This is a genomic window from Mesorhizobium escarrei (assembly GCF_935825525.1).
GTDB lineage: Bacteria > Pseudomonadota > Alphaproteobacteria > Rhizobiales > Rhizobiaceae > Mesorhizobium > Mesorhizobium escarrei.
The window spans coordinates 87389-107662 of sequence record NZ_CAKXZT010000160.1 but is presented as its reverse complement, the minus strand read 5'-3'; the positions used below and the strand labels follow the sequence as shown (position 1 = coordinate 107662).

General features: G+C 58.4%; 16 protein-coding genes. 12 read left to right on the top strand and 4 right to left on the bottom strand.

All coding sequences use genetic code 11. The annotated features are described in order from the left end of the window. Window positions 1-41 precede the first annotated feature (41 nt). The gene (asnB, locus tag NMG80_RS29685; protein WP_254021396.1) at window positions 42-1784 is read left to right on the top strand and encodes an asparagine synthase (glutamine-hydrolyzing); all 1743 of its coding nucleotides are present in this window, start codon (window positions 42-44) and stop codon (window positions 1782-1784) included. A gap of 72 nt (window positions 1785-1856) precedes the next feature. Next, window positions 1857-2546 (top strand): sulfotransferase family protein, encoded by a 690-nt coding sequence (locus NMG80_RS29680; protein WP_254021395.1) that lies wholly within the window; start codon window positions 1857-1859, stop codon window positions 2544-2546. Between the two features lie 20 nt (window positions 2547-2566). Here NMG80_RS29680 and NMG80_RS29675 read toward each other — a convergent pair whose 3' ends face one another. Further along, the gene (locus NMG80_RS29675; RefSeq protein ID WP_254021394.1) at window positions 2567-3484 is read right to left on the bottom strand and encodes a sulfotransferase family protein; all 918 of its coding nucleotides are present in this window, start codon (window positions 3482-3484) and stop codon (window positions 2567-2569) included. Between the two features lie 174 nt (window positions 3485-3658). On the opposite strand from NMG80_RS29675, the gene NMG80_RS29670 reads away from it, so the two are divergent. From NMG80_RS29670 to NMG80_RS29640, 7 genes are all read left to right on the top strand, one after another. Beyond that, the gene (locus NMG80_RS29670) at window positions 3659-4828 is read left to right on the top strand and encodes a glycosyltransferase family 4 protein (protein ID WP_301943402.1); all 1170 of its coding nucleotides are present in this window, start codon (window positions 3659-3661) and stop codon (window positions 4826-4828) included. Between the two features lie 109 nt (window positions 4829-4937). After that, window positions 4938-5753 carry a glycosyltransferase family 2 protein gene (locus NMG80_RS29665; RefSeq protein ID WP_254021392.1) on the top strand — a complete coding sequence of 272 codons (816 nt, stop codon included), beginning with the start codon at window positions 4938-4940 and terminating at the stop codon, window positions 5751-5753. Between the two features lie 78 nt (window positions 5754-5831). Beyond that, the gene (locus tag NMG80_RS29660) at window positions 5832-6563 is read left to right on the top strand and encodes a glycosyltransferase (protein WP_254021444.1); all 732 of its coding nucleotides are present in this window, start codon (window positions 5832-5834) and stop codon (window positions 6561-6563) included. Window positions 6564-7827: 1264 nt separating this feature from the next. Further along, window positions 7828-8748: a Crp/Fnr family transcriptional regulator gene (locus NMG80_RS29655; RefSeq protein WP_367186024.1), complete on the top strand. Its 921-nt coding sequence runs from the start codon at window positions 7828-7830 to the stop codon at window positions 8746-8748. Between the two features lie 409 nt (window positions 8749-9157). Further along, window positions 9158-9928: a response regulator transcription factor gene (locus NMG80_RS29650; protein WP_254021391.1), complete on the top strand. Its 771-nt coding sequence runs from the start codon at window positions 9158-9160 to the stop codon at window positions 9926-9928. A gap of 60 nt (window positions 9929-9988) precedes the next feature. Next, window positions 9989-11920, top strand: coding sequence for a GNVR domain-containing protein (locus NMG80_RS29645; protein WP_254021442.1), 1932 nt, complete (start codon window positions 9989-9991; stop codon window positions 11918-11920). Window positions 11921-12356: 436 nt separating this feature from the next. After that, entirely contained in the window at window positions 12357-13214 is an 858-nt protein-coding gene (locus tag NMG80_RS29640) for a sugar transferase (protein ID WP_367186023.1), read from the top strand. Between the two features lie 70 nt (window positions 13215-13284). Here NMG80_RS29640 and NMG80_RS29635 read toward each other — a convergent pair whose 3' ends face one another. Further along, window positions 13285-13527 (bottom strand): hypothetical protein, encoded by a 243-nt coding sequence (locus NMG80_RS29635; protein WP_254021390.1) that lies wholly within the window; start codon window positions 13525-13527, stop codon window positions 13285-13287. Between the two features lie 150 nt (window positions 13528-13677). Between NMG80_RS29635 and NMG80_RS29630 the strand changes: the two genes are divergently transcribed. Together NMG80_RS29630 and NMG80_RS29625 are read left to right on the top strand one after the other, a co-directional pair. Beyond that, a complete protein-coding gene (locus NMG80_RS29630; protein ID WP_254021389.1) occupies window positions 13678-15108 on the top strand; it encodes a hypothetical protein in 1431 nt (476 codons plus the stop codon). 143 nt (window positions 15109-15251) lie between these two features. Beyond that, window positions 15252-15458 carry a transposase family protein gene (locus tag NMG80_RS29625; protein WP_254021388.1) on the top strand — a complete coding sequence of 69 codons (207 nt, stop codon included), beginning with the start codon at window positions 15252-15254 and terminating at the stop codon, window positions 15456-15458. Between the two features lie 318 nt (window positions 15459-15776). On the opposite strand, the gene NMG80_RS29620 is transcribed toward NMG80_RS29625, so the two are convergent. Beyond that, window positions 15777-16007: a hypothetical protein gene (locus NMG80_RS29620; RefSeq protein WP_254021387.1), complete on the bottom strand. Its 231-nt coding sequence runs from the start codon at window positions 16005-16007 to the stop codon at window positions 15777-15779. A gap of 274 nt (window positions 16008-16281) precedes the next feature. On the opposite strand from NMG80_RS29620, the gene NMG80_RS29615 reads away from it, so the two are divergent. Then, entirely contained in the window at window positions 16282-18015 is a 1734-nt protein-coding gene (locus NMG80_RS29615) for an FG-GAP repeat domain-containing protein (RefSeq protein WP_254021386.1), read from the top strand. A 379-nt stretch (window positions 18016-18394) separates the two neighbouring features. Here NMG80_RS29615 and NMG80_RS29610 read toward each other — a convergent pair whose 3' ends face one another. After that, entirely contained in the window at window positions 18395-20092 is a 1698-nt protein-coding gene (locus NMG80_RS29610; protein ID WP_254021385.1) for a glycosyltransferase family 39 protein, read from the bottom strand. Between the last annotated feature and the right edge of the window lie 182 nt (window positions 20093-20274).

Here is a 20274-nt window from a genome sequence, read left to right as displayed (position 1 = left end):
CGACCGGCGGAAGCCGGCAAAAGCTTTTGCGGAGCCAGTTGATGTGCGGATTGTTTGGCGTCTATCGTACCGAGGGGTTCTCCCCCGACGACATCGATCGCGCCGACCAGGCACGCGACACTCTGCAACATCGCGGCCCCAACCATGGTGGCGCGCGCGTCACCGGCGATCTCTATCACGGCTTTCGCCGCCTCAGCATCATCGACCTGTCGACCGCCGGCAATCAGCCCATGGTCAGCGCCGACGGCAAGCTTGCCATCACGGTCAATGGCGAGATCTACAATTATCGCGAGCTCCGCGCCGATCTGATTGGAAAAGGGTGCGTGTTCACCTCACAGTCCGATTCCGAAGTCGTGCTGCATGGCTATCGGGCATGGGGGCTCGAAGGCCTCTGCGAGAGGCTGGACGGCATGTATGCGGCCGTTATCCATGACGGCGAACGTCGCAAACTGCACGCCATCCGGGATCGCCCGGGCATGAAGCCGTTCTTCTACTTCCATTCGGGACGCCGGTTTGCCTGGGCGTCGGAACTGAAAGCGCTGCAGGCTTGGCTCGGCGACGATCTGCCGCCGATCGACGAGACCGCTGTGCTGGACTATCTCGCATGCCGCTATATCCCCGCGCCCAAGAGCCTCTACCGCAACATCTTCAAGCTTCCGGCCGCGAATCGGCTGACCTTCGATTTCGAAACGGGCCGTGTCGATGTCGGGCGCTACTGGAACCTGCCCACGGAAATCCGCTCGGAGGGTGACGATCGCCTTGCCGACGGATTGCGGGACCGTATGCAGGCGAGCGTCGCCGCTCACATGGTGAGCGACGTGCCGATCGGCTATTTTCTGAGCGGCGGCATTGATTCAGCGGTTGTCCTGTCGCATGCCGTTGCCGTCAATCCCGCCGCCAAGGCATTTTCAATCGGCTTCGAGGATCCAAAATATGACGAGAGCGCTCAGGCGGCGAAGGTCGCCGCGCTGTTTGGCGCCGAACACGCGATCCGCATCCTGCAGCCGTCAGAACTGGATGACGTCTTCGACCGCACGCGCCAATGGTACGACGAGCCTTTGTCCGACAAGGCTGCCATACCGGCGTTTCGTGTCTGCGAATTCGCCAGTCGCGACAGGACGGTCGTGCTGACGGGCGATGGTGGAGACGAGCTTTTCGGCGGCTATCGCTCATACAAGCGGTTTAGCGGCATTCGCCGGAAACAGCGCTTCGTGCCATTTGGTTCTCAGAGCGGGTGGCGCCTGAAGAATCGCAATTTTCGCCTCATCACGACACGTGACCCCGTGGAACTCAGCCTCGCTATTGGCTCCGGCAGAACCAGATGGCAGCGCGATGTCTATCGCGAACGCTTCGCCATCCCCGCCGATTATGATGAACTCGCCCACCTCAGGTCGTGGTGGAAGCCGGAACTCGGGCCGTTGCGCAGCCTGCAATATCTCGATTTTCATACCAGTCTGCCGAACAACATCCTGACAAAGGTCGACAGGCTGAGCATGTCGGTTTCGATCGAGGCGCGGATCCCGTTCCTGTCACGAACGATGATCGAATATGCGTTCAGTCTGCCGGAGTCGTTCCTCTACAAGGATGGCCAGCTTAAAGGCGGGCTCAAATACGCCTACCGTGATGTTTTGCCGCCGAGCACGCTCAAGCGCAAGAAGCAGGGATTTGGTCTTCCGCAAAGCTGGAAGCGAACGGCCGTGGCCTCGCAATCCGAGGACAGCTATCAGGAGGCTGTGTTATCCGGTTTCCTGAAGGACGCCGACATTTCGAGGGCGCCGGCGTAGCAACGTCAAGGCTGCCAGCTTCTCTTTCGTTGCAATGCTGGATCAGGCTGGAGGAACACTGCCGAGATGGTGATGCGGACCGGATTCGTATGCGGCTGCGGGCATAGCGGCACAACCCTGATTGCGACAATTCTCGCCTCCCATCCCGACGTCTACCTGCCTTTCCAGGAAACCAACGTTTTCTTCAAATGGACCCCACTGGCGATGTTCCGCTACTGGAAGCTGAAGCGCGCCGCGCTTGGCGCCGGAAAGACCTTTCTGCTTGAGAAGACGCCGCGGCACATCCGTCGCGTCGGCCGGATCCGCCGGCTCGTGCCTGGCGCGCGTTTCGTGATGCCGGTGCGCGACGGGCGCGACGTCGTGGCGTCGCTGGCCAAACGTCTCGGCGATCCAGCGGAGGCGCTCGACCGCTGGATCGACGACAATGCGCTCGTTCTTGCCGAACAGGAAGCGCCGGATGTGCTGATCTACCGCTATGAGGATCTGGTCGAGGATCCGGCCAGGATCGTCGAGCGCATCTGCGGCTTTCTCGATCTGTCCTTCAGTTCGGACCTGCTCGACTACCACAGGAACCCGCAGCAATGGTTCAAACCGGCCGAAGTCGAGGTTGAGACGCAACATGCCGCGCTCCGCAACCAGCAGGTCAACAAGCCGATCTATGATGGCCGCGGCCGCTGGAAGACCGAACTGGGTCAAATGGAATTGAAGGAGCTTACCGAGGGACGCGGCAAACCGCTGATGCAGGCGTTCGGGTATGTCTAGGGTTCTGTCGCGCGGATCGTTCACTCTGGAAGCGCGCGCGGATAGCCAAACTGATCGAAGTCGCGCTCATAGGCGCGGTAGATAGTATCGGCCAGTTCTGGCGTGAAATAGTCGGCAAGCCTGCGGCGCGAGGAGGTGTGCAGAGGTGGCATCGCCGCGCGTCGCATTTCCTCGCTTGCACCGACATGATCGAGAACCCGTTCGAAATCCCGTGCGAAAGTCTCGGTTTTGCCGATGAGGTCGAACACAACGCCTGGAAGGTCGACGATGTCGCTTTGCCTCTGCCAATGCTTGTCGATGCGCCATGTCGAGGTCGTGCAGGCAAAGGCGACGAAATCAGCAAACGACAGGCTCTTGTCAGCACCGACAGGCAGCGCCGGATCCGCCCTTTCGCGATGAGCCAGATAGACCTCCACCCTGCCATAGCCAGGCACAAGGGGGCGGTCGCGATATTGGTCGGCCCAGCACGACAACAGCCTTGTATAGGGATTGCGAACGAAGGTGAACCGCAAGGCTTCGGGACTTGTGGCCATGCGATGGAACTGCACGATGCCATGGCGAGGCGCCTGCAAGTTCGACGCCTTTCGGTTGTGCACCTTCCAGTTCTGGTCGCTGCGCCACTCCGACACGGTGTCATTGCCGATCATGGCTGCAAGGTTGCTGCGAATGCGGCTGCTCGCCGCCTTCGGCGTGGCGAGATACAGGATCTTGAGTTGCGGGACGACGTCGATCAGGTCGTCCGGCAGATAAGCGGTTTGCATCGCTCTGCGGTAAAAAGCCAGAGCTTCCGGATGCGCCCAGGCTAGAAAAGGCTCCTTGACCAGACCACGGAGATTTCGCAGCCCCGGTCGCAACGAGCGCTCCAAGCGGCGGATCACGCCGACTCTGCGTTTGCCCGAGACGGCCTGGTCGGCGGGCGAGACATGGCTGGTGGTCATCGGCAAAAACCCTCGCCTTGAAAGCAGTCTACCGTCGTGGCATAGCCGCAACCACGCGGAACTATACGCCAGCGCCCCTATCCAGGACCGGTTTGCCACGCTTAATAGACTGCGAGCAAAGTCCCGCCAAGTTCGAAAGCTTGATCGGGGTGCAAAAGGGCGTAGCGAGGTCGCATGGATTTGTCACGGCATGATCAACGGATTCAAGCTGACCCGAAGAGGCCTATCCTGTTCGTGCGCCAGCGCTACGCGCCCTTTGGCGGAGGCGAGATCATGCTGGAAAACATCATGGCGGCGTTCGCCGCGCGTCAACGGCCGGTGGCCGTGCTGTCAGGCGACTGGCCGCGATACGAAGGCATAGAGTTCATCCAGTGCGCCGGCCGCCGCTTTCCCCGCTACCTGCGGGCAACGTCCTTTGCTCAAGCCGCCTGCCGCAAGATCGCCGAAATGCCGCCGGCCCTGGTGCAGAGCAATGATCGCCTTCCGTGCTGCGACGTCTTCCGGGCCGGGGAAGGCGTTCATGCCGCCTATCTTGCCGAGCGACGGCGTTTCGAGACGCGGCTTGGCAGGGCAGCGATGGCGCTGAGTCCCTTTCATCGCCAGACGCTGCGTCTTGAACGCACAACCTATGCCAGCCCACGGCTTAAAGCGGTGATTGCCATTTCGAAAATGGTGGCTGAGGACGTTGTCCGTCACTACGACTATCCGGCCGAACGCGTGCACCATATTCCCAACGGGGTCGACCTGGACCGCTTTAACCTTGAGTTGCGGCAGCAGCATCGGGCCGCGGTGCGCACGCGGCTCGACGTCGACGAAAACAGGTCGGTCATCCTGTTTGTCGGCTCGGGCTTTGCGCGAAAGGGACTGCTTGCCTTGATGAAGGCTGTCGCCAGGCTCGATGGCGAGCCGGAATTGTGGGTCGTCGGGCACGATTCGCGCGCCAATGCCTTCAAGCAGGCCGGCGACAGGCTTGGTCTTGGTGCAAGGCTCCGCATGCTGGGGCCGCAAAAAGATACGCTGCCATGGTACGGCGCCGCCGACATTGCCGTGCTGCCTTCCATTTATGATCCATTCGGCACAGTCGTCATCGAAGCCATGGCCAGCGGCTTGCCCGCCGTGGTCAGCACCGGGTGTGGGGCGCGCGAGCTTGTCGATCGCTTCGAGCCGACGCTTGTTTGCGACGCAGCCAGCGTAATCGACCTCGCCGCCGGGCTTGCCCGCGCGCTGCAGCTGTCGTCACGGCCTGAGACTGCGGCCAGGGTCAGGGCGGCAGCCGAACACTACGATTTCAACGTCATGATCAGGAGAATGATAGCGCTGTACGAAAGTCTCGACCTGAAATAATTTTCGACATATTTTTTGAATCCGTTAGTGTCACCGGAGTGACAACAGGTCCGGGGGAACAGTTTCATTTGAACAACAGTCGCAGTTTTGATGCCGGAACCACCTGACCGTGCCGGCGCTCTCAGTCGTCATAATCAGCCGCAATGAGGAAGCGTGCATTGCGCGTTGCCTTCGCTCGGTACATTTTGCCGACGAAATCGTCGTCCTCGACAATAACAGCGCCGATCAAACCAGGGACATCGCCAGTGGGCTCGGGGCCAAGGTCCTGATCACCCTCGATTGGCCGGGTTTCGGCGCGCAAAAAAACCGCGCCCTCGACGCGGCGACAGGCGATTGGGTCCTTTCGCTTGATGCCGACGAATGGGTCGAGCCGCCGCTGGCCGCGGAAATCATGGCTTTCATCGCCAACCCGAAAGGCTGTCACGGCTTCGAAATACCAAGACGATCGCGCTTTTGTGGGCGCATTGTCCGCCATGGCGGCTGGTCGCCCGATCTGGTGCTCAGGCTATTTCGTCGCCGCTCCGGCCGCTTCAGCGACGACACCGTGCACGAGAAGGTGGTGGTGAATGGCAAGGTCGGGCGATTGTCCCATCCCATGGAGCATGACTCGATCGCCGACCTGGCGGACGCGCATGACAAGATCGGTAGATACGCGCAAGCGTCCGCCGCGCGGATGCTTGCCGAGGGAAAAAAAAGCTCGATCAGCAAGGCGGTTTTGCGCTCCGTCTGGGCTTATATGAACAGCTATGTCTTCAGGCTGGGGTTTCTGGACGGTTCGACCGGCGCGATGGTCGCCGCTTATTCGGCCGGCTACACCTATCAGAAATGGGCGCTTGTCGCGTTGGGCGGCAAGACGAGGTGCGCCGAGGAAAGCCGCGCCGGGGTGAAAGGCAAATCCGCGGGCTTCGGAAATCGCCCTGGCTAATTTCCGCGCCATTGTTGCCGAGCTGTTGCCAGACCGTTAGTGTATGACCGTTTTGAAATTGGAGCCAAGGTACTGAATATGACTGATGCGTTTAGGGTATTCGTTGGATGGGACAGCCGTGAGCCGATCGCCTACGACGTGGCGCGGCACTCTTTGCTCAAAAACGCTTCGGTGCCTGTCTCCGTCATCCCAATCAAACAGGACGAGCTGCGTGCCCGTGGACTGTATTGGAGGGAAAAAGATCCGCTCGCGTCAACAGAGTTCACCTATACGCGGTTTCTCACGCCTTTTCTCGCCGACTATACGGGTTGGGCTTTGTTTTGCGATTGCGACTTCCTGTGGCTCGGCGACGTCGCAGGGTTGCTGGAATACACGAAGTCGAACAAGGCGGTCTATTGCGTCCAGCACGACTATACGCCGAAGGCCACCACCAAGATGGATGGCGTCGTCCAGACATCCTACCCACGAAAAAACTGGTCCTCGCTGATGCTGTTCAATTGCGCGCATCCTGCGGTTAAATCGCTTACGCCGGAGGTCGTGAACCGCGAAAGTGGCGCCTACCTCCACCGAATGCAGTGGGTTGCCGATGAGGATTTGGGCTCGCTGCCGGTAGAGTGGAACTGGCTTGAAGGTTGGAACGAAAAGCCGGCGCATGGCACACCCAAGGCGGTCCACTATACAAGCGGCGGTCCCTGGTTTGCCGAGTGGCAGAATGTCGACTATGCGAATCTGTGGATAGCCGAACGCGACGAATTCCTGAGCGGGGCCGATCAAACGGAAGCTGCTCTTTCGCGCTCGGCGAGCCGGTAGCCAGTCAAAAGCCAGTGCTGGCGGTAGCGATGCCAAACGCGCTTGGGTTCCCGCGCCGGCGGCTGGTGTCGGCTATTTCATTTTGACGTCGCGCCGTTCTTGCGGCATGGCCTCGCCGAACATGGGGTTGGGCGCCCTCTTCGCGGGCGCCGGGACGGCCCGTGTCATTTCGGGTCGGGCGCCTGCTTCGCCCCGGCACAAGCGCCTCTACAGCTGCCCGTCCAGCCATTCCCGCAAATCGCGGTTCTGGTTGTTTTCGGCAGCGGGCAGCGAGCGCCGCCTCCAGACATACCAGATGGCGGCAAGCACCCCGGCAGCCCACGTGCCGGCGAAAACATTCGCAATGAGGTCGATTGGAACCTCCCAAGCCGGCTGGAATATTAGCACGGTACCATACAGGTGGGCGACACCAATTAAGAGTGCGGCGGGTGAAGCCGTAGGAGAGCAGGACGCCATGCGCTTTTAAGTTCTGGTTTTATGCATGTCGTTATCGCAAAACCGCAGCGCACACTCCCGTCAGGCCCTGGGCCCAGGCCCAGGGTCAGGCCCGAGGACATGTTTTTTGCGCGACATCCATTAATCGCTGGATCAATGATGTGCAAAAAGGCCGATGCGACCCGGTTGGCCGGGCTTCTGTCGGTGGCAGCGGTACTCAGACATACCCCCTCTTCTGGGTACGTGGCGAGCGGTCTCTTCGCACGTGCGAGGTATCAGGGGTTCATAGCTAACGCGAATGGGGTATACCTCGCCCCTGTGTCGCGGCTGAACCCGGAGACAGCTTGGCTCGAAAGAGGGGCTGTCAATCGACCCGTTCCGGCCCGGCCCTGGCACTACAGCGAAGGCTACTCATCGAGCCGAAGTGGCCGAGCCTGAGAACAAACGCTCTTGTCCGTTGAAACCTCGTCACGGCGATGAGGAAATCTCGTATCGGGCCCAGCGCGACCTGCCGGTTTTGTGAGGCATCTCACCTGCAGCGGTTAGACTTGAGTGACCCGGTGCTGCTCGATATGAGGGAATCCGGGGTGCTATCTGCGAGTGAAATCAGAAGGTTGCATGGATGGGGTAGCGGCACGTTCCGCCCGGTTTTGAACGACCGGCGGTTCGCCCCGACAACGTCAGCGCGACAGCGAGTCAGCAGCAATGCCTGGCTTGCAGCCGGTAGGGCAGTCGCGCCGAAAGCCGTAAGCGATCCGTAAAAGTGGCGTGTTCCAAAGTTGCACGGTGTCACCAGGCGCTTCCGACCGCCGGAGGCCTCGCCATTCGAATGGATGGTGCAGAAAGTCGGTCGAACTTTATGAGGAATTCGCGTCCTACTGCCCTCGATCTGGCGTGGTCCTTGCTTTTTTGTGAGAGTGCAGTGCAACATCACCCAATGGTTGTAGCCCGTGCAGGGTACTCAACACGTCAAAGCTGGAGTACGTTTTTGCGTAGGGAGGTATCTAGGGGAGGATTGGCGGGGGTTCGAATGACGTATGCTACAAGCCTTTCATTGAGTGGGAATGAAAACCGTCCGGCGTCAGTCGCAGTCAAAAGCGACGATAAGGCGTATATCAAGGCGCTGGGCTTCGTGCCGAAGCGATATGCGGCGGAAACCGCTATCGTCAATCAGGGTGAGGACGGCGATCGCGTCTTCATAATCGAGTCTGGCTGGGGCTGCATTTCTCATGACCTTGCCGGTGGACAGCGACAGATTTTGGACTTTGCCCTGAAGGGCGACATTGTCCTGCCACAGACATATACGGGCGCTGCTCTTCAGACATTTGTGGCTCAAACCGACCTTGCAGTGCTGGAAGCCTCGGCCAAGACGCTTGCTCTTGGAGCAGCGAAGTCGCCCCACATAGCCTCGCTTTTTCTCGAAACGCTCGCCCGCCAGCGAGCGCTTGTTGCCCAACACCTCACCAATATAGGCCGACGCAGCGCCTTGGCGCGTACAGCGCACTTGCTGCTCGAGCTGAGAGCGCGCCTGGAGCGCGTCGGCGCTGTCAGCCGCACTGGCTTTGCATGCCCTCTCACCCAGTACGACCTCGCGGACGCGCTCGGCCTGACGCCGGTCCATGTCAACCGAATGCTGCGGGAATTGCGGGAACGCGGGTTTCTGGAGTTCCGCCAAGGTCATGTCCGCGTGCTGGATCGGCAGGGCGTAACGAAATTTGCCGAGTTCGATGACAGGTATATCGATGGCTGACGCTTGTTTTGGCGCACGACGCAAAGGCGACGCGACGCGCCTTAGGGCCGCACTGCCATCGGCGGCGCCGGCTGTCTTTGCCGACGGACCACCGCGCCTGGCAAACAACGCGAGGTCCAGATTCCAGTCGGTGTGTGCTCTGGCTGACCTCCCTCCTAGACCAAATTACTACGGCCAAGTGAAGGGGTAAAAATTTTTTACGTCTTGTTAACCTAAATTAGTGAAGGCACAGCTTTTCGGCGATAAACATTATTGAAGGGGTAGTGCTGTTCCAAGTTGGGGCTTGGGAAAATCCCGCAGTTACAGTGAAGGCGACGCGAACAAAACATCGCGCGCGGGAAGTAGTATTTGCCTGCAGTCGATCTCGTACTGGTCTCGAAACGTTGGGTAGAGTTTGGGGAGTAAGTTCATGGTTCCGACAATTCAACTGGATAGCAAATCACCCGGTGCACTGGAATTCGTATCGCGCAAGGCCGGGAATGGAATACATCTTCATAGACATGGCTTGACCGAATCTTGCCTGGCTCTGCTGGACGAGCGAGTGCTTGACCGGCAATGTCTTGCGCAATGCCTGACCGCCTATGGCATCGGCAAGGAAATCCTGTCGTTCGGTTCGATCGAAGAGTGGCGGCATCAAGAGAATGCACTGTCGATCTCGGCTATTCTGCTGAACGTCGGCAGCCGAAAGGTGACAGATGCAAGAACCGGCAGCGAAATCGCCGATCTCGTCAATGAGGCCCACCCGGTTCCAGTGGTGATTTTGGCCGATACCGACGATCTAGAGCAGATTCTGAAGGCGTTGAATTATGGCGCAAAAGCCTACATCCCTTCATCGATCCGTTTCGAGATCTGTGTTGAAGCCGTAAATCTCGTCCTTGCCGGTGGCACATTTGTCCCTGCAAGCAGCGTGCTTGCCCAGCACAAGGCAATCGACACAACAGTCGATATGGCAAGGCCGATGGCGAGTGTGTTCACGGAGCGGCAAGAAGAGGTCGTCCAGGCTCTCAGGCGTGGCAAGGCGAACAAGATAATCGCTCATGAGCTCAACCTTCGAGAGAGCACGGTCAAGGTTCATATCCGCAACATCATGAAGAAGCTGAAGGCGACGAACAGGACGGAGGTCGTCTACAAGCTCAATGAGATGTTTCCTGGCGCCCACCTATTGGGCCGATCGAGCTAAAACGGTCGTCATCATAACAGTGGCGCGGCTGCATGCTCGAACCGGGGCCCATCGGTGGCGATGCTGCTCGACCGTTGCAGTTCGCCGCTCTCTTTGTCGCAGATTTGGATTGAAGCCATGCTAGACCGGCCGTCGGCGGCAACTGCTCACAAGCCATGGCTCGGGGCGGATGCGCCGCAGGACTTTATCAGCCTCGCTGACGTTGTCTCGTTTGCTCGGCAGTATCTTTTCTCGATTCTTGCGTTCGTCATCGCCGGAATCGTTTGCGCGACGTTCTACTTTGCTACCTCGGATCCTGTTTATTCCGCGCGCACCCAGATCCTGATCGAACCGAAGATACCCAGAAACCTTCAGCAGCAACCGGCCGAAGTGAACCTGTCGCTCGATACCGCTCAGGTCGAGAGCCAACTTGCTGTTCTGCGCTCCCAGAAAATCGCGATGATGGTGATCGATGACCTTGGACTCATGGACAATCCAACCTTCAGGGATCTGGACGGTCCGACCATCGGCGAGAGGTTTCGCAGAGCCTGGATGAGCATCGTTGATGCCGGCGGACTCCATACCGGCAATGCTGCGCTGACGGATTTCTTCCATCGCGTGCTGCCCTTGCCGGATCGAATGGAGGCGAACAGCCCGCCGCTGGAATCCGAGCGTCGGCGTCACGCAGTGGAGATATTCAGCGGTGGCCTGGATGTCCAGCGTGTCGGTGTTTCCTATGCAATGGACATTACATTCCAGTCTCACGATCCGGCATTGGCGGCACGCGTCGCAAACGCCACAGCGGAAGCGTTCGTGCGCGAGCAAGTGCAAACGACAACAGCAACGGCTAGCGAAGGCATCGCATGGTTGGAAAGGCGGATGCGGGAGGTCGGTGATCAGATGAACAGCGCGACCCGGGTCGCCCAGCAGTTTCGCGCAAAACACGACTACAGCATCGGTCAGGACGAGACGTCCGTCGCGGGACAGGACCCCGCGCTCAGTGAAGGACAGCCAACACACCAGATTACGCTGGAGCAGTTGGAGGTTACCGCCGACACTTATCGAAAGATGTATGAGAGCCTGCTCGCGGCGTATACAAACTCGGTCGACCAACAGCCTTACCTGATCGCCGATGCTCGCGTCATCACGTCCGCAACGAGCCCAAAGAAAGCAAGTCGGCCGCGCAAGACGCTGATCCTCGCCTTTGGCGCACTTGCCGGAATGGTGGCTGGCATCGGGTTCGCCGTAGCACGACGCGGCCTCGATCGGAACGTGAGGACCCCGCGTCAGATCCGTCGCGAACTGGGCCTGGCCTGTATTGGAGAATTGCCGCCGGTCAGCTTCAGGCGGGGTGGTTTTGGCCGGCTTGACGAGGTGCTCAGGAATCCGGACTCTTCATTCAGCGGCAGCCTCAGGAGCGTCAAGGCGATCATGGGCCTGGCCGGGGCCACCCGTCGCATCGGAATTACATCCGTGTCCCCCGGTGACGGAAAGAGCACCATTGTAAGCAATCTGGCGGCGCTGTGTGGGGCGACGGGCACAGCGACCCTCGTGATCAACGCCGACGATAAGTCGGCACTGGCCAACGAACGTGTCTTTTCCTCCGATTTCAACGTGATCGATCGGGATTCCGGCAGCCCTAAAGACGTCGGAAAGCAAATCCGATTCATTGAAAAGACATCGTTTTATTATTTGAAGAACGATGTGTCGAATTCGGCGAATTTGCTGGTTCCCGATAATATGGAGAAATTGCTGAGCGAAGTTGGTGGTTACGGTATCGTTATTGTTGAGCTCCCACCGTTTAGTTCAGGAGCCGAAGGGCTTGCTCTCTGCCCGCTTCTTGATGGCGTGATTGTGGTGGCGCAGTGGGGCGTGACGTCGCTTGATCAACTGGAAGACCTGACGCAGACACTCAAAAACACCAATTCCTCCGTCCTTGGCGTGTTGATGACACGTGTTCGTACTGTGTCGGCTCATCGTTACCGGAAGCGCGCAGGTCAAGCGCCGCGCTGACATCCTGTCCTCCTCGCGGCGGCGTCGAGCTAATGCATGTCGCGAAAAAGCATGCCCTCGGGCTTGAACCGAGGGTGCGCAGCGGTTTTGCGATGGCGACATGCAACAAAACAAGAACTTAAGCGCGTCGCATGAATCCGTTCAAACGCGACGCGCTTTAGAGTCCAGCGGCAAGTCTCGACACTGCCAGTCTCCGACACTTGCCTGTCAAAGTGAATCCGCGCCCTTCGGGGCGTCGCGAGCCGGATGATCGTTTCAGATACCGTGCCAGGTATTGGACAGAGCAGCCATTCGTAGCTGGCCTAGCAACTAAGGGGTAGGCCACGCTGCCAAACACCCCCGATCTACCACCTTTTCCTTGCTTGTCGGACATCATCCGTCGTCGACAAGATGCGAACGAAAAGTTGAAATCGAGCGCAAGCGGAAGATGTCCAACGTGATCGAAAGCAACCTGCGGCAGTGCGAAGACCTGGCTGTTGAAGGCTGGGCTCAACTGGTCGGGGCCAGGCCCGCCGCGACATCGCTTCTTCGGCGTGAAAGCGACGCGGCCGCACGATCGAACACGCCAGACCTTTCGTCGCCTCAACTCAACGCAAGCCATGACCATGGCACGGTTTCGTTCGAGCCGGATATGCGCACGGCAAGCTTTGAAGACGATGCGCGCAGCGAAAGCCGACAGCCGCTCGGCGGTTGGGCCAAGAGGCTGCTGGATCTGATTGTAGCCTCGACAGCGCTTATCCTGGCCGGTCCGATCCTGGTTCTGATCCCGCTACTGATCAAGGCCACCACAGGCGGTCCGGTGCTGTTCGTTCACCGGCGTATTGGATTCAACGGAAAGGCCTTCGACTGCTACAAGTTCCGCACTATGGTACCGAATGCCGAGGAGGTGCTCGAACGGCATTTGAGCTGCAATCCAAAAGCCGCCCAGGAATGGGCAGCCAACCAGAAACTGAAGTGCGATCCGCGTATCCTGTTTTTCGGAAAGATGCTTCGCAAATCGAGCCTGGATGAGCTGCCGCAGCTGTTCAACATCTTGCGGGGTGACATGAGTTGCGTCGGCCCGCGTCCTGTCGTTGCCGACGAATTGCAACGCTATGGCGCCGCATCGCATGAATATTTGAAGACGCGGCCAGGACTGACCGGCCTCTGGCAGATAAACGGGAGAAACACGACCGACTATTCGCATCGCGTATTGCTGGATATGCAGTACGTTCGGACATGGGCTCTGCGCCGCGATCTTTCGATCCTGATGCGGACGATACCGGCCATCATGAAGTTTGATCAGACCTCCTGACCTTGGCTATGTCAGGCGGCGCGGCAGAAACGGCCTCATGCGATTGTCGCCCACGCTGCTATCGCCAACGCTATCGTCGCCTTAGGCGGTGCCGCAGCACGGCAATTGCAAGGCCGACCAGATAGGCAATTTGGGTGACGACAACGAGATAAAACGTCGAGCGGATGGTGTTTGGAATAGACAGGTGAAGAAAACTGCCTACAGCGATGCTGCCGACGATCACCACCAAGGTCGCCACGATCAGCGCCGGCGCGCGCAACGTAAGCCCTATTGCCAGGGCAAGACCGGCAACGCCGACAATAGCAAGCAACACGGCGACCTCCTCCCAGGGTCAATCGACGCCGCGCAAGACGAACCCTGTCCCAAGCAAATCAGAGTCGCTCGTTTTTGTGAAGCCAACCATTTAGCTTAGCGGATTCGGCGGCGCAGTCAGGGTCTGGATCATTGATCGTCGGAGTGTGAAATGCAGGTTTCCGTCGTTGGGGCACTTATTTGCACGGGAATCCTGGCCATCGTCGTCTATATGCGCTGGTCGATGATCACTGCGCTGATTGCCTCTCTGGCGTTTGGTGCGACGGCAATCGGGACAATAACCTCGCTTGGCGGTTCTTCACCGCTTATCTTTACCGTCTTTGGTATGCTCGTGATAGTAGCCGCGCTGGCTCGACGGGGAATCTGGAGGGAAATAGGAGCGGTCTTTGTTCGTATAGGTGCAGCATGGATCGTCTGTGCGCTGATGGTCTATGTCTGCATCGGAGCGCTGTTATTTCCGAGGCTCTTTGCAGGGCAGACGAGCGCCTTCGTCTCGTCCCGCACGGGCAGGGGCGTCTACGAAGCGGCCTTGGCGCCGGTGTCTGCCAATATCTCTCAGGCGGGTTACTTTGTCCTTGGCGGGTTGACCTTCCTGGCTGTCTGTCTGCTGCTGCAGCGCAGCGGCACGCTAACCGATATCAGGCGGGGCTTCTTCCTATGGTTCAGCTTGCACGCGCTGATGGGCGTTCTGGATCTGGTGGGCAAGCTGCTCGGCGCCGACGACATCCTTGCCCCGATCCGTACCGCCAACTACAGCATGCTGACCCATGCTACGGAAGCCGGGTTTTGGCGGATTGCAGGGGCCTTTTCGGAGGCATCGGCGTTTGGCGGAGTATCGCTGGGGGGACTCGCGTTTACTTTTACCTATTGGCGAAAGACCGGATCAAAGCTTGCATTGGCGCTAGCAATGTCCCTGTTTATTCTACTGCTGCTGTCGACGTCATCGACCGCCTACGTCGGTCTTGCGATCGTGACCGTGCCTGTAGTCATTTCCATCGTGAAGTCGCTCGCTTCAGGTCGGCTGAGATCGGAGGAGGCACTGCTTGTCGCGTTTCTACCGCTGCTGCTCCTCTCCGGGCTGGCCGCAATTCTGTTCTACCCTCATATCTTCGATCCTGTATTGCAGCTTGTCGACAGCACGGTGATCAACAAAGCTACGTCAACCTCAGGTCAGGAGCGCAGCTACTGGAATTATAAAAGTCTGCAGTCCTTCTTCGATACGGGCGGGCTGGGGATCGGACTGGGGAGTTCGCGGGCCTCGAGTTGGCCGATAGCGCTGCTTTCCCAGTTGGGGCTATTCGGCACCGCAATGATGACGATCCTGTTGGCAATGCTGGCGCGGGGGCTGTCGGGGCGAGGTCACGTCGATCGAGAGGTTGACGCAATTGCTTCGAGTGTTCGGGCTTGCGCCTTGTCGGCGCTTGTCGCGGGGTCGCTGACAAGCGGCAGCGCCGACCCCGGTATCAACTTCTGGGTTCCCCTTGCTGTCGTTCTTGTCAGCCGGATCCGGGTTGTTGAAGACAGCCGCGATACTCGGGCTCCATATCCTCACGGTGACGGCCGGCTCGCTGAGGTAGGCTGACGGCTGCCTAATGGCAAGCGCGGGCAAGGATGCCGCACCAATCTCCCCGATCGCGTTCGAGGTGGTCAAACGCAAGGACGCCCTGTTCGAGATCGAGCGCGACATCAACGGCCTTGCCGCCTTCCGCAGATTCGGAGGAAGCCATGAGCGAAGTTGCTACGCCGCGCCGCAAGAGCCTTTTGGAGCATTTTTCGGCGATCAAGGACAATCGCCAGCCCTGCAAGGTGATGTATCCGCTGAGCGAGGTGCGGCTTTTGGTTGTCTGCGACACGATGGCGGCCTGCGACGACTATGACGGCATCATTCTGTGGGGGAACAGGCATCTCGACTTCCTGCGGCGTCTACCGTGAAGAACGACGGTGTTTCACGATAGTTGAGCAGCATTTGCGCGCGCGCCACCCGGCTCGCGCGTTCCGTGCGCGAGCGCGATATCGCGCCCCCAATTGCACAACCGCTTCCTCGTTCATCGCCAACTCGATCACACGCCGCTGTCCTGCCATGATGCTGCTCCTCGTTTTGCCAATCGCAAACGAGGAATCCACCAAGTAACTGATCGTCCCTTCCAAGCCAGATTCATGGAATCGATCGTCTAGTGTCCGCGCTTGATCCGCAGCTCAACCCTCATCAGGCCAGCGATCTGGCTTTTTTGGCGGGCAAACGCAGCCACTTCAGTCTGCTCTGTACGGAACCTCGTCGAACATGAAGCCGGCGAGTTTAATGATGCGTAGGGCTTCTATCACCCGACGATCATCTATCGTGCCTTCCCAACTGTCGAGTATGGTGTCGACTTCGAAGTCGAAGCCGTGCAATCCCATGGCATCGGCCAGGTTCCTGCGGATTTCGGCCCTGATGGCCCCATCCAAGAAATGATGTTGTCCTTGCTCATCGCCGAACAACATTAGCGGATCTTAATATTTCCAGTACTTGACCGAAAGGGGGAACGGTTCATTAACCAAATCGCACAGGAGCCGATCGCCTTCACTTGATGTCGACCTCAACCACGGTTCCGGCTTTACCAGACTGCGCCCTCAAACGTGGTATACATACATACTTTGGGCCTCTAACGGCCGCATAGCCTCACGTGCTTTGCTCGGGCGACTTGGAGGCCGGATCATTCTCGGAGGAACGGTGGCCACAAGGCCTGGTTCAGGTTTTCCGATTAGAGCCGATGCCATGAGCATTGAGGTCTTTCAGATGCTGTTGAGCACATTGGAACGGCGGAGACGGCACTGTGCCGCTTGGTGGACCTGCTTGCTGGCAATGGCCGTGATAGTGGGGTGCACGAAGTTCACGGCCAGCGAGCCGGTGTCGCTGTTGTCGGCCGCGCTGTGGGATGGCCTCGAATTTCGAATGCAAGTCGTCGACGATCGATCCGGCGACGTAAAGATCGTTGGTGACATTGACGGCGACGGCCTCTTCGACCTCGTGATCGGAGGCGAAGTCAAGGAAGCGTTGGTCTGGTATCGTGCACCGGGTTGGCGTCCATATCTGATCGGAAGGCCCAAAAACCAGTTTACGACCGACGGTGCGTTGGGCGACATCGACAGTGACGGCGATCTTGACATAGTCGTTCCTGATGGGCCGGAAGGGGCCAATCTAGTGGGGTTCCAGAATCCACTGCCAAGCGGAGACCCTACCGATGGCGCACAATGGCTCCGTCGCGAGATCGGAGAGATCGGAGGTTGGGGCAAGGATGTCAAACTCGCCGATTTCGATGGCGACCAACGTCTAGATATTGCAACGCGGTCGCAAGATAGCGTCATCATCTTTTTCCAGAATGCTGACGGATCATGGATGGGCCGCCCTTTGACGAGCCGCGACTTTGGTCAGGAAGGATTGGGCATAGGGGACATAGATGCTGACGGCATACAGGACATCGTCGTAAGTGGAGCCTGGGTTAAAAACCCAGGATATGCACAAGCACGAGTGGACAAATGGCAGAGTTATTCGATAGGGCCGGCGCCTGAGAACTTCAAAACGGTCGTTGCGGACATCGATCAAGACGGCCAACCCGACGTCCTGTATTCGTCCTCGGAGGACGTTGCAGACATCGTGTGGTACAAAGCCCAGGATGGAAATCCCCGAGGGTATTGGAAAAGCAGCAAAATAATGCCTCTCGTCGAGAAGGCGCACACCCTGGCCGTCGGCGATCTGGACGGAGATGGCGATCCAGACCTCATTGTAGGTCAGATGCATACCTCTAGCGACCAATTGATTGCCGCTGTCTACAATATCGACGGGCGTGGTGAGATGTGGAGGGTCCAGGTCATCGGTCAGGGTGGAGTCCACAATGGCGTTCTCGCTGATCTCGACGCTGATGGCGATCTTGATGTTTACGGCTCCAATTGGGTGACGAATCCGCCAGTTCACATCTGGATCAATGCGCTCGATTTGCCCCGCGACCGGTTGCCTCTGGACCGATGGGAACTCGCGGCTTCAATAGAGACGGGCCTGCAAACATGCACCCTCTCAACAGACGACGTCGATACAGATGGTGTGACCGATGTGGCTTGCGGCGCATTGGCATGGCGCAACACTGGAGGCGATCTTGGGGGCTGGCCGCGAGCAGTCAACGCCAGGGTCAAAAACTCCGCAAACGATGAATCGAATGGGCCGCGGCTGGTGTCACCCGATCTTGCGCCTCTGTCGGCTGCTGACCTCAACAGCGACAATGCGCCGGATGTGATCGCGGCGGGTACTACGGGGTTGGGCGGCCTTTATGTCCTCGCCGACCATGGCAACGGTCGTCGAGGCCTGCAGTATATTAGCTCCGGCAGTTTTGTGGCCGCGCGAGCCGTTGACCTCGATGTCGACGGCGATCTCGATATTGTCGCCCTCTCCAATGGCGAATTTCCGTCGCTTTGCATTCTGCGCAATCTCGCGATTTCTCGCGATCGTCGGGGCTAAGAGAGTGCCGTCCACAAAACGGCTGGAGGCACTTTTGGACAGCCTGCCGCGAACTGCGAGTATCAAAAGACATCGCAACAAAAAGAAAATGCTGGGATCCGGCGACAGCAAGCAGTGGTCGCGCTTCACCGTAGAATGCGCGTGAACTCCTAAAGACGGCGCAAGAACCGCGCCACCGTATTCATCGCTCAAAAACAGGCCCATGGCTCCGCCTGCGGCATGCGCGTTGGCTCGACAGGTCGAAGCTGACGCAAAAAACAATGTCTTTTTCGGTCGACCTGCCCCCATGCTTCGGAGTTGCGCTCAGGAGAATGTCCGCTTTCTTCGAAACTGCAAAGGATTAACAGGCGCCGTTCGGGCGTACGCCGAAGGTCAAACCTTAATCATCGCGTAGTTCATCCTGTCCCGTCCGATCGTGAGCGGAGTAGCAGGTATACTTTGGCCAGGGTCCGGTTTGTGTCGCGTGGCAATCAACGCCCTCAATATCCTCCATGACGGTATGATCATATACTGCCGAGAATCCGCGCTCGCGAATTCGCCTGGTCTTGCCTTCGAGGTCAGACGGTATGGGGTCGGGAGAGGGGCCCGGAAAAATGCTCCAGATGAGACCACGTCCGGGCTTCTCACTGAGAAAGCTGATGAGATGAGGCCTCGGATCGGAGTATCCCTGATAATCGGGAACGAACTCCCGGACACTTACGTCGGCTCCGTCGCGGGAAAAGTAGAAGCCGAACACTTTGGGATGCACAAATTCGGGGTAGGGAGTTGGGAAGCCCTGATCGAGGAAGAAAAGGACTTCTGAGACTCCAGCGTCCTTCAAGATCGCGCTTTCGTGCTCCCACGTCAGGTGTTTGTCAATTTCTGCAGAGCTTTGGACCCCCCAGATCAAGGCGCCTGCAAAGAACACGGCAACTGTCGCGTAGCGTGCGCATAAGCGAGTGCTCGGCATTGCGTCGATGAACCATATCAAGCCGAGGAAAAGGCCAGGTGCAAAGGGGAACAGGAAGCGAGGCATAAAAGTAGGTCGAAGAACTGCAATGCCGAGAAAAAGGCATAACCCAAGGAAGCTTACCAAGGCGGTCAGGAATAGCGGGGATGATCGGATGGAGTTGCGCAGGCGCGCTATCCACAACGACGCGACGTTGGTCACGCGATAGCGCCGAAGCGTGCCTTCATTAGCCGCGTTTTTGGCATCGATGAGAAGCGCCGCACCAATAATGCAGACCAGGAGGAGGGCGACATAGATTTCGCCTGCCAGGAACTTCAACGCACGCCCGAGATCGTAGAGCGACAACGGCTTGAGCCAGAAGTTCTGGGAAGTGGTTATGTGCAAAATGGCTTCGTAGTGGCTCAGGAAGACCGCGACAACTGGCGTGTAGGCAAAACCTGCAACGGCAATCGCAAGGGGCCGCGTTCGCCAAAAAAGAAGAAGAAGCGACAGCCCCTGGACTGCTGACATGACCAAGGTCGTGTAATGGTTCAGTCCGAGAAACAGCCCCGACAGCGCCCACCCGGTGATGTCCCCGGTCTCGCCCTTGCCCCGTAGCGCACGAAAGAAGAAAACGGTTTGCAACACGGAGCCGAGCACCGTGAAGGCGTAGCTTCTCGCCTCTTCGGCGTAATACAAACTGGGAATCCACAGCGCGATGATGATCGTGAACAAGGCCCTTTGATGCAGTGGCATCCGTCCGCGCAACAGCATCCATGCCATTAATGGCGCAGCGGCGGTGGCAATCACGCCAGGCGCACGAATTGCAACATTAGACACGCCGAAGATTTGCCCCCACCCCCAGACAGTCAGGTAGTAGAGGGGTGCGTTTACATCGATCCCCAGAATCTCAAGTGCTCCGCGCCAGTCCTGCAGTGCAATCGTCGCGGTCCACACCTCATCATACCAAAATGCCTCGTCTGAGTTGACGAGCCAACGCAACATTGCCCCCATTGCAATGGCGGCAAAGACGCAAAACAGGGTGAACTTCCTGTCAATTCCGTCCTTGGGCTCTGAAGCGACAATGTTGCCAACGATGGAAGTGTACTGAATGTTATTACCTGGCTCGACTTTGAGAACACTCACCATTGCCCCTGACCCCGCCCTCGTTAGTCACGACGTATTTGTAATAATGGCAAACATAGTGATTTATTGCGGTGATGGATGCAATTTTGGACGCGGTCTACTCGTGTGGAGTCCCCGCCGTGCGCTACCGAGTTTTTGAACATCGCTGTGGCCAGTTCGATACGAATTTTCCGGATGTGCCAAAG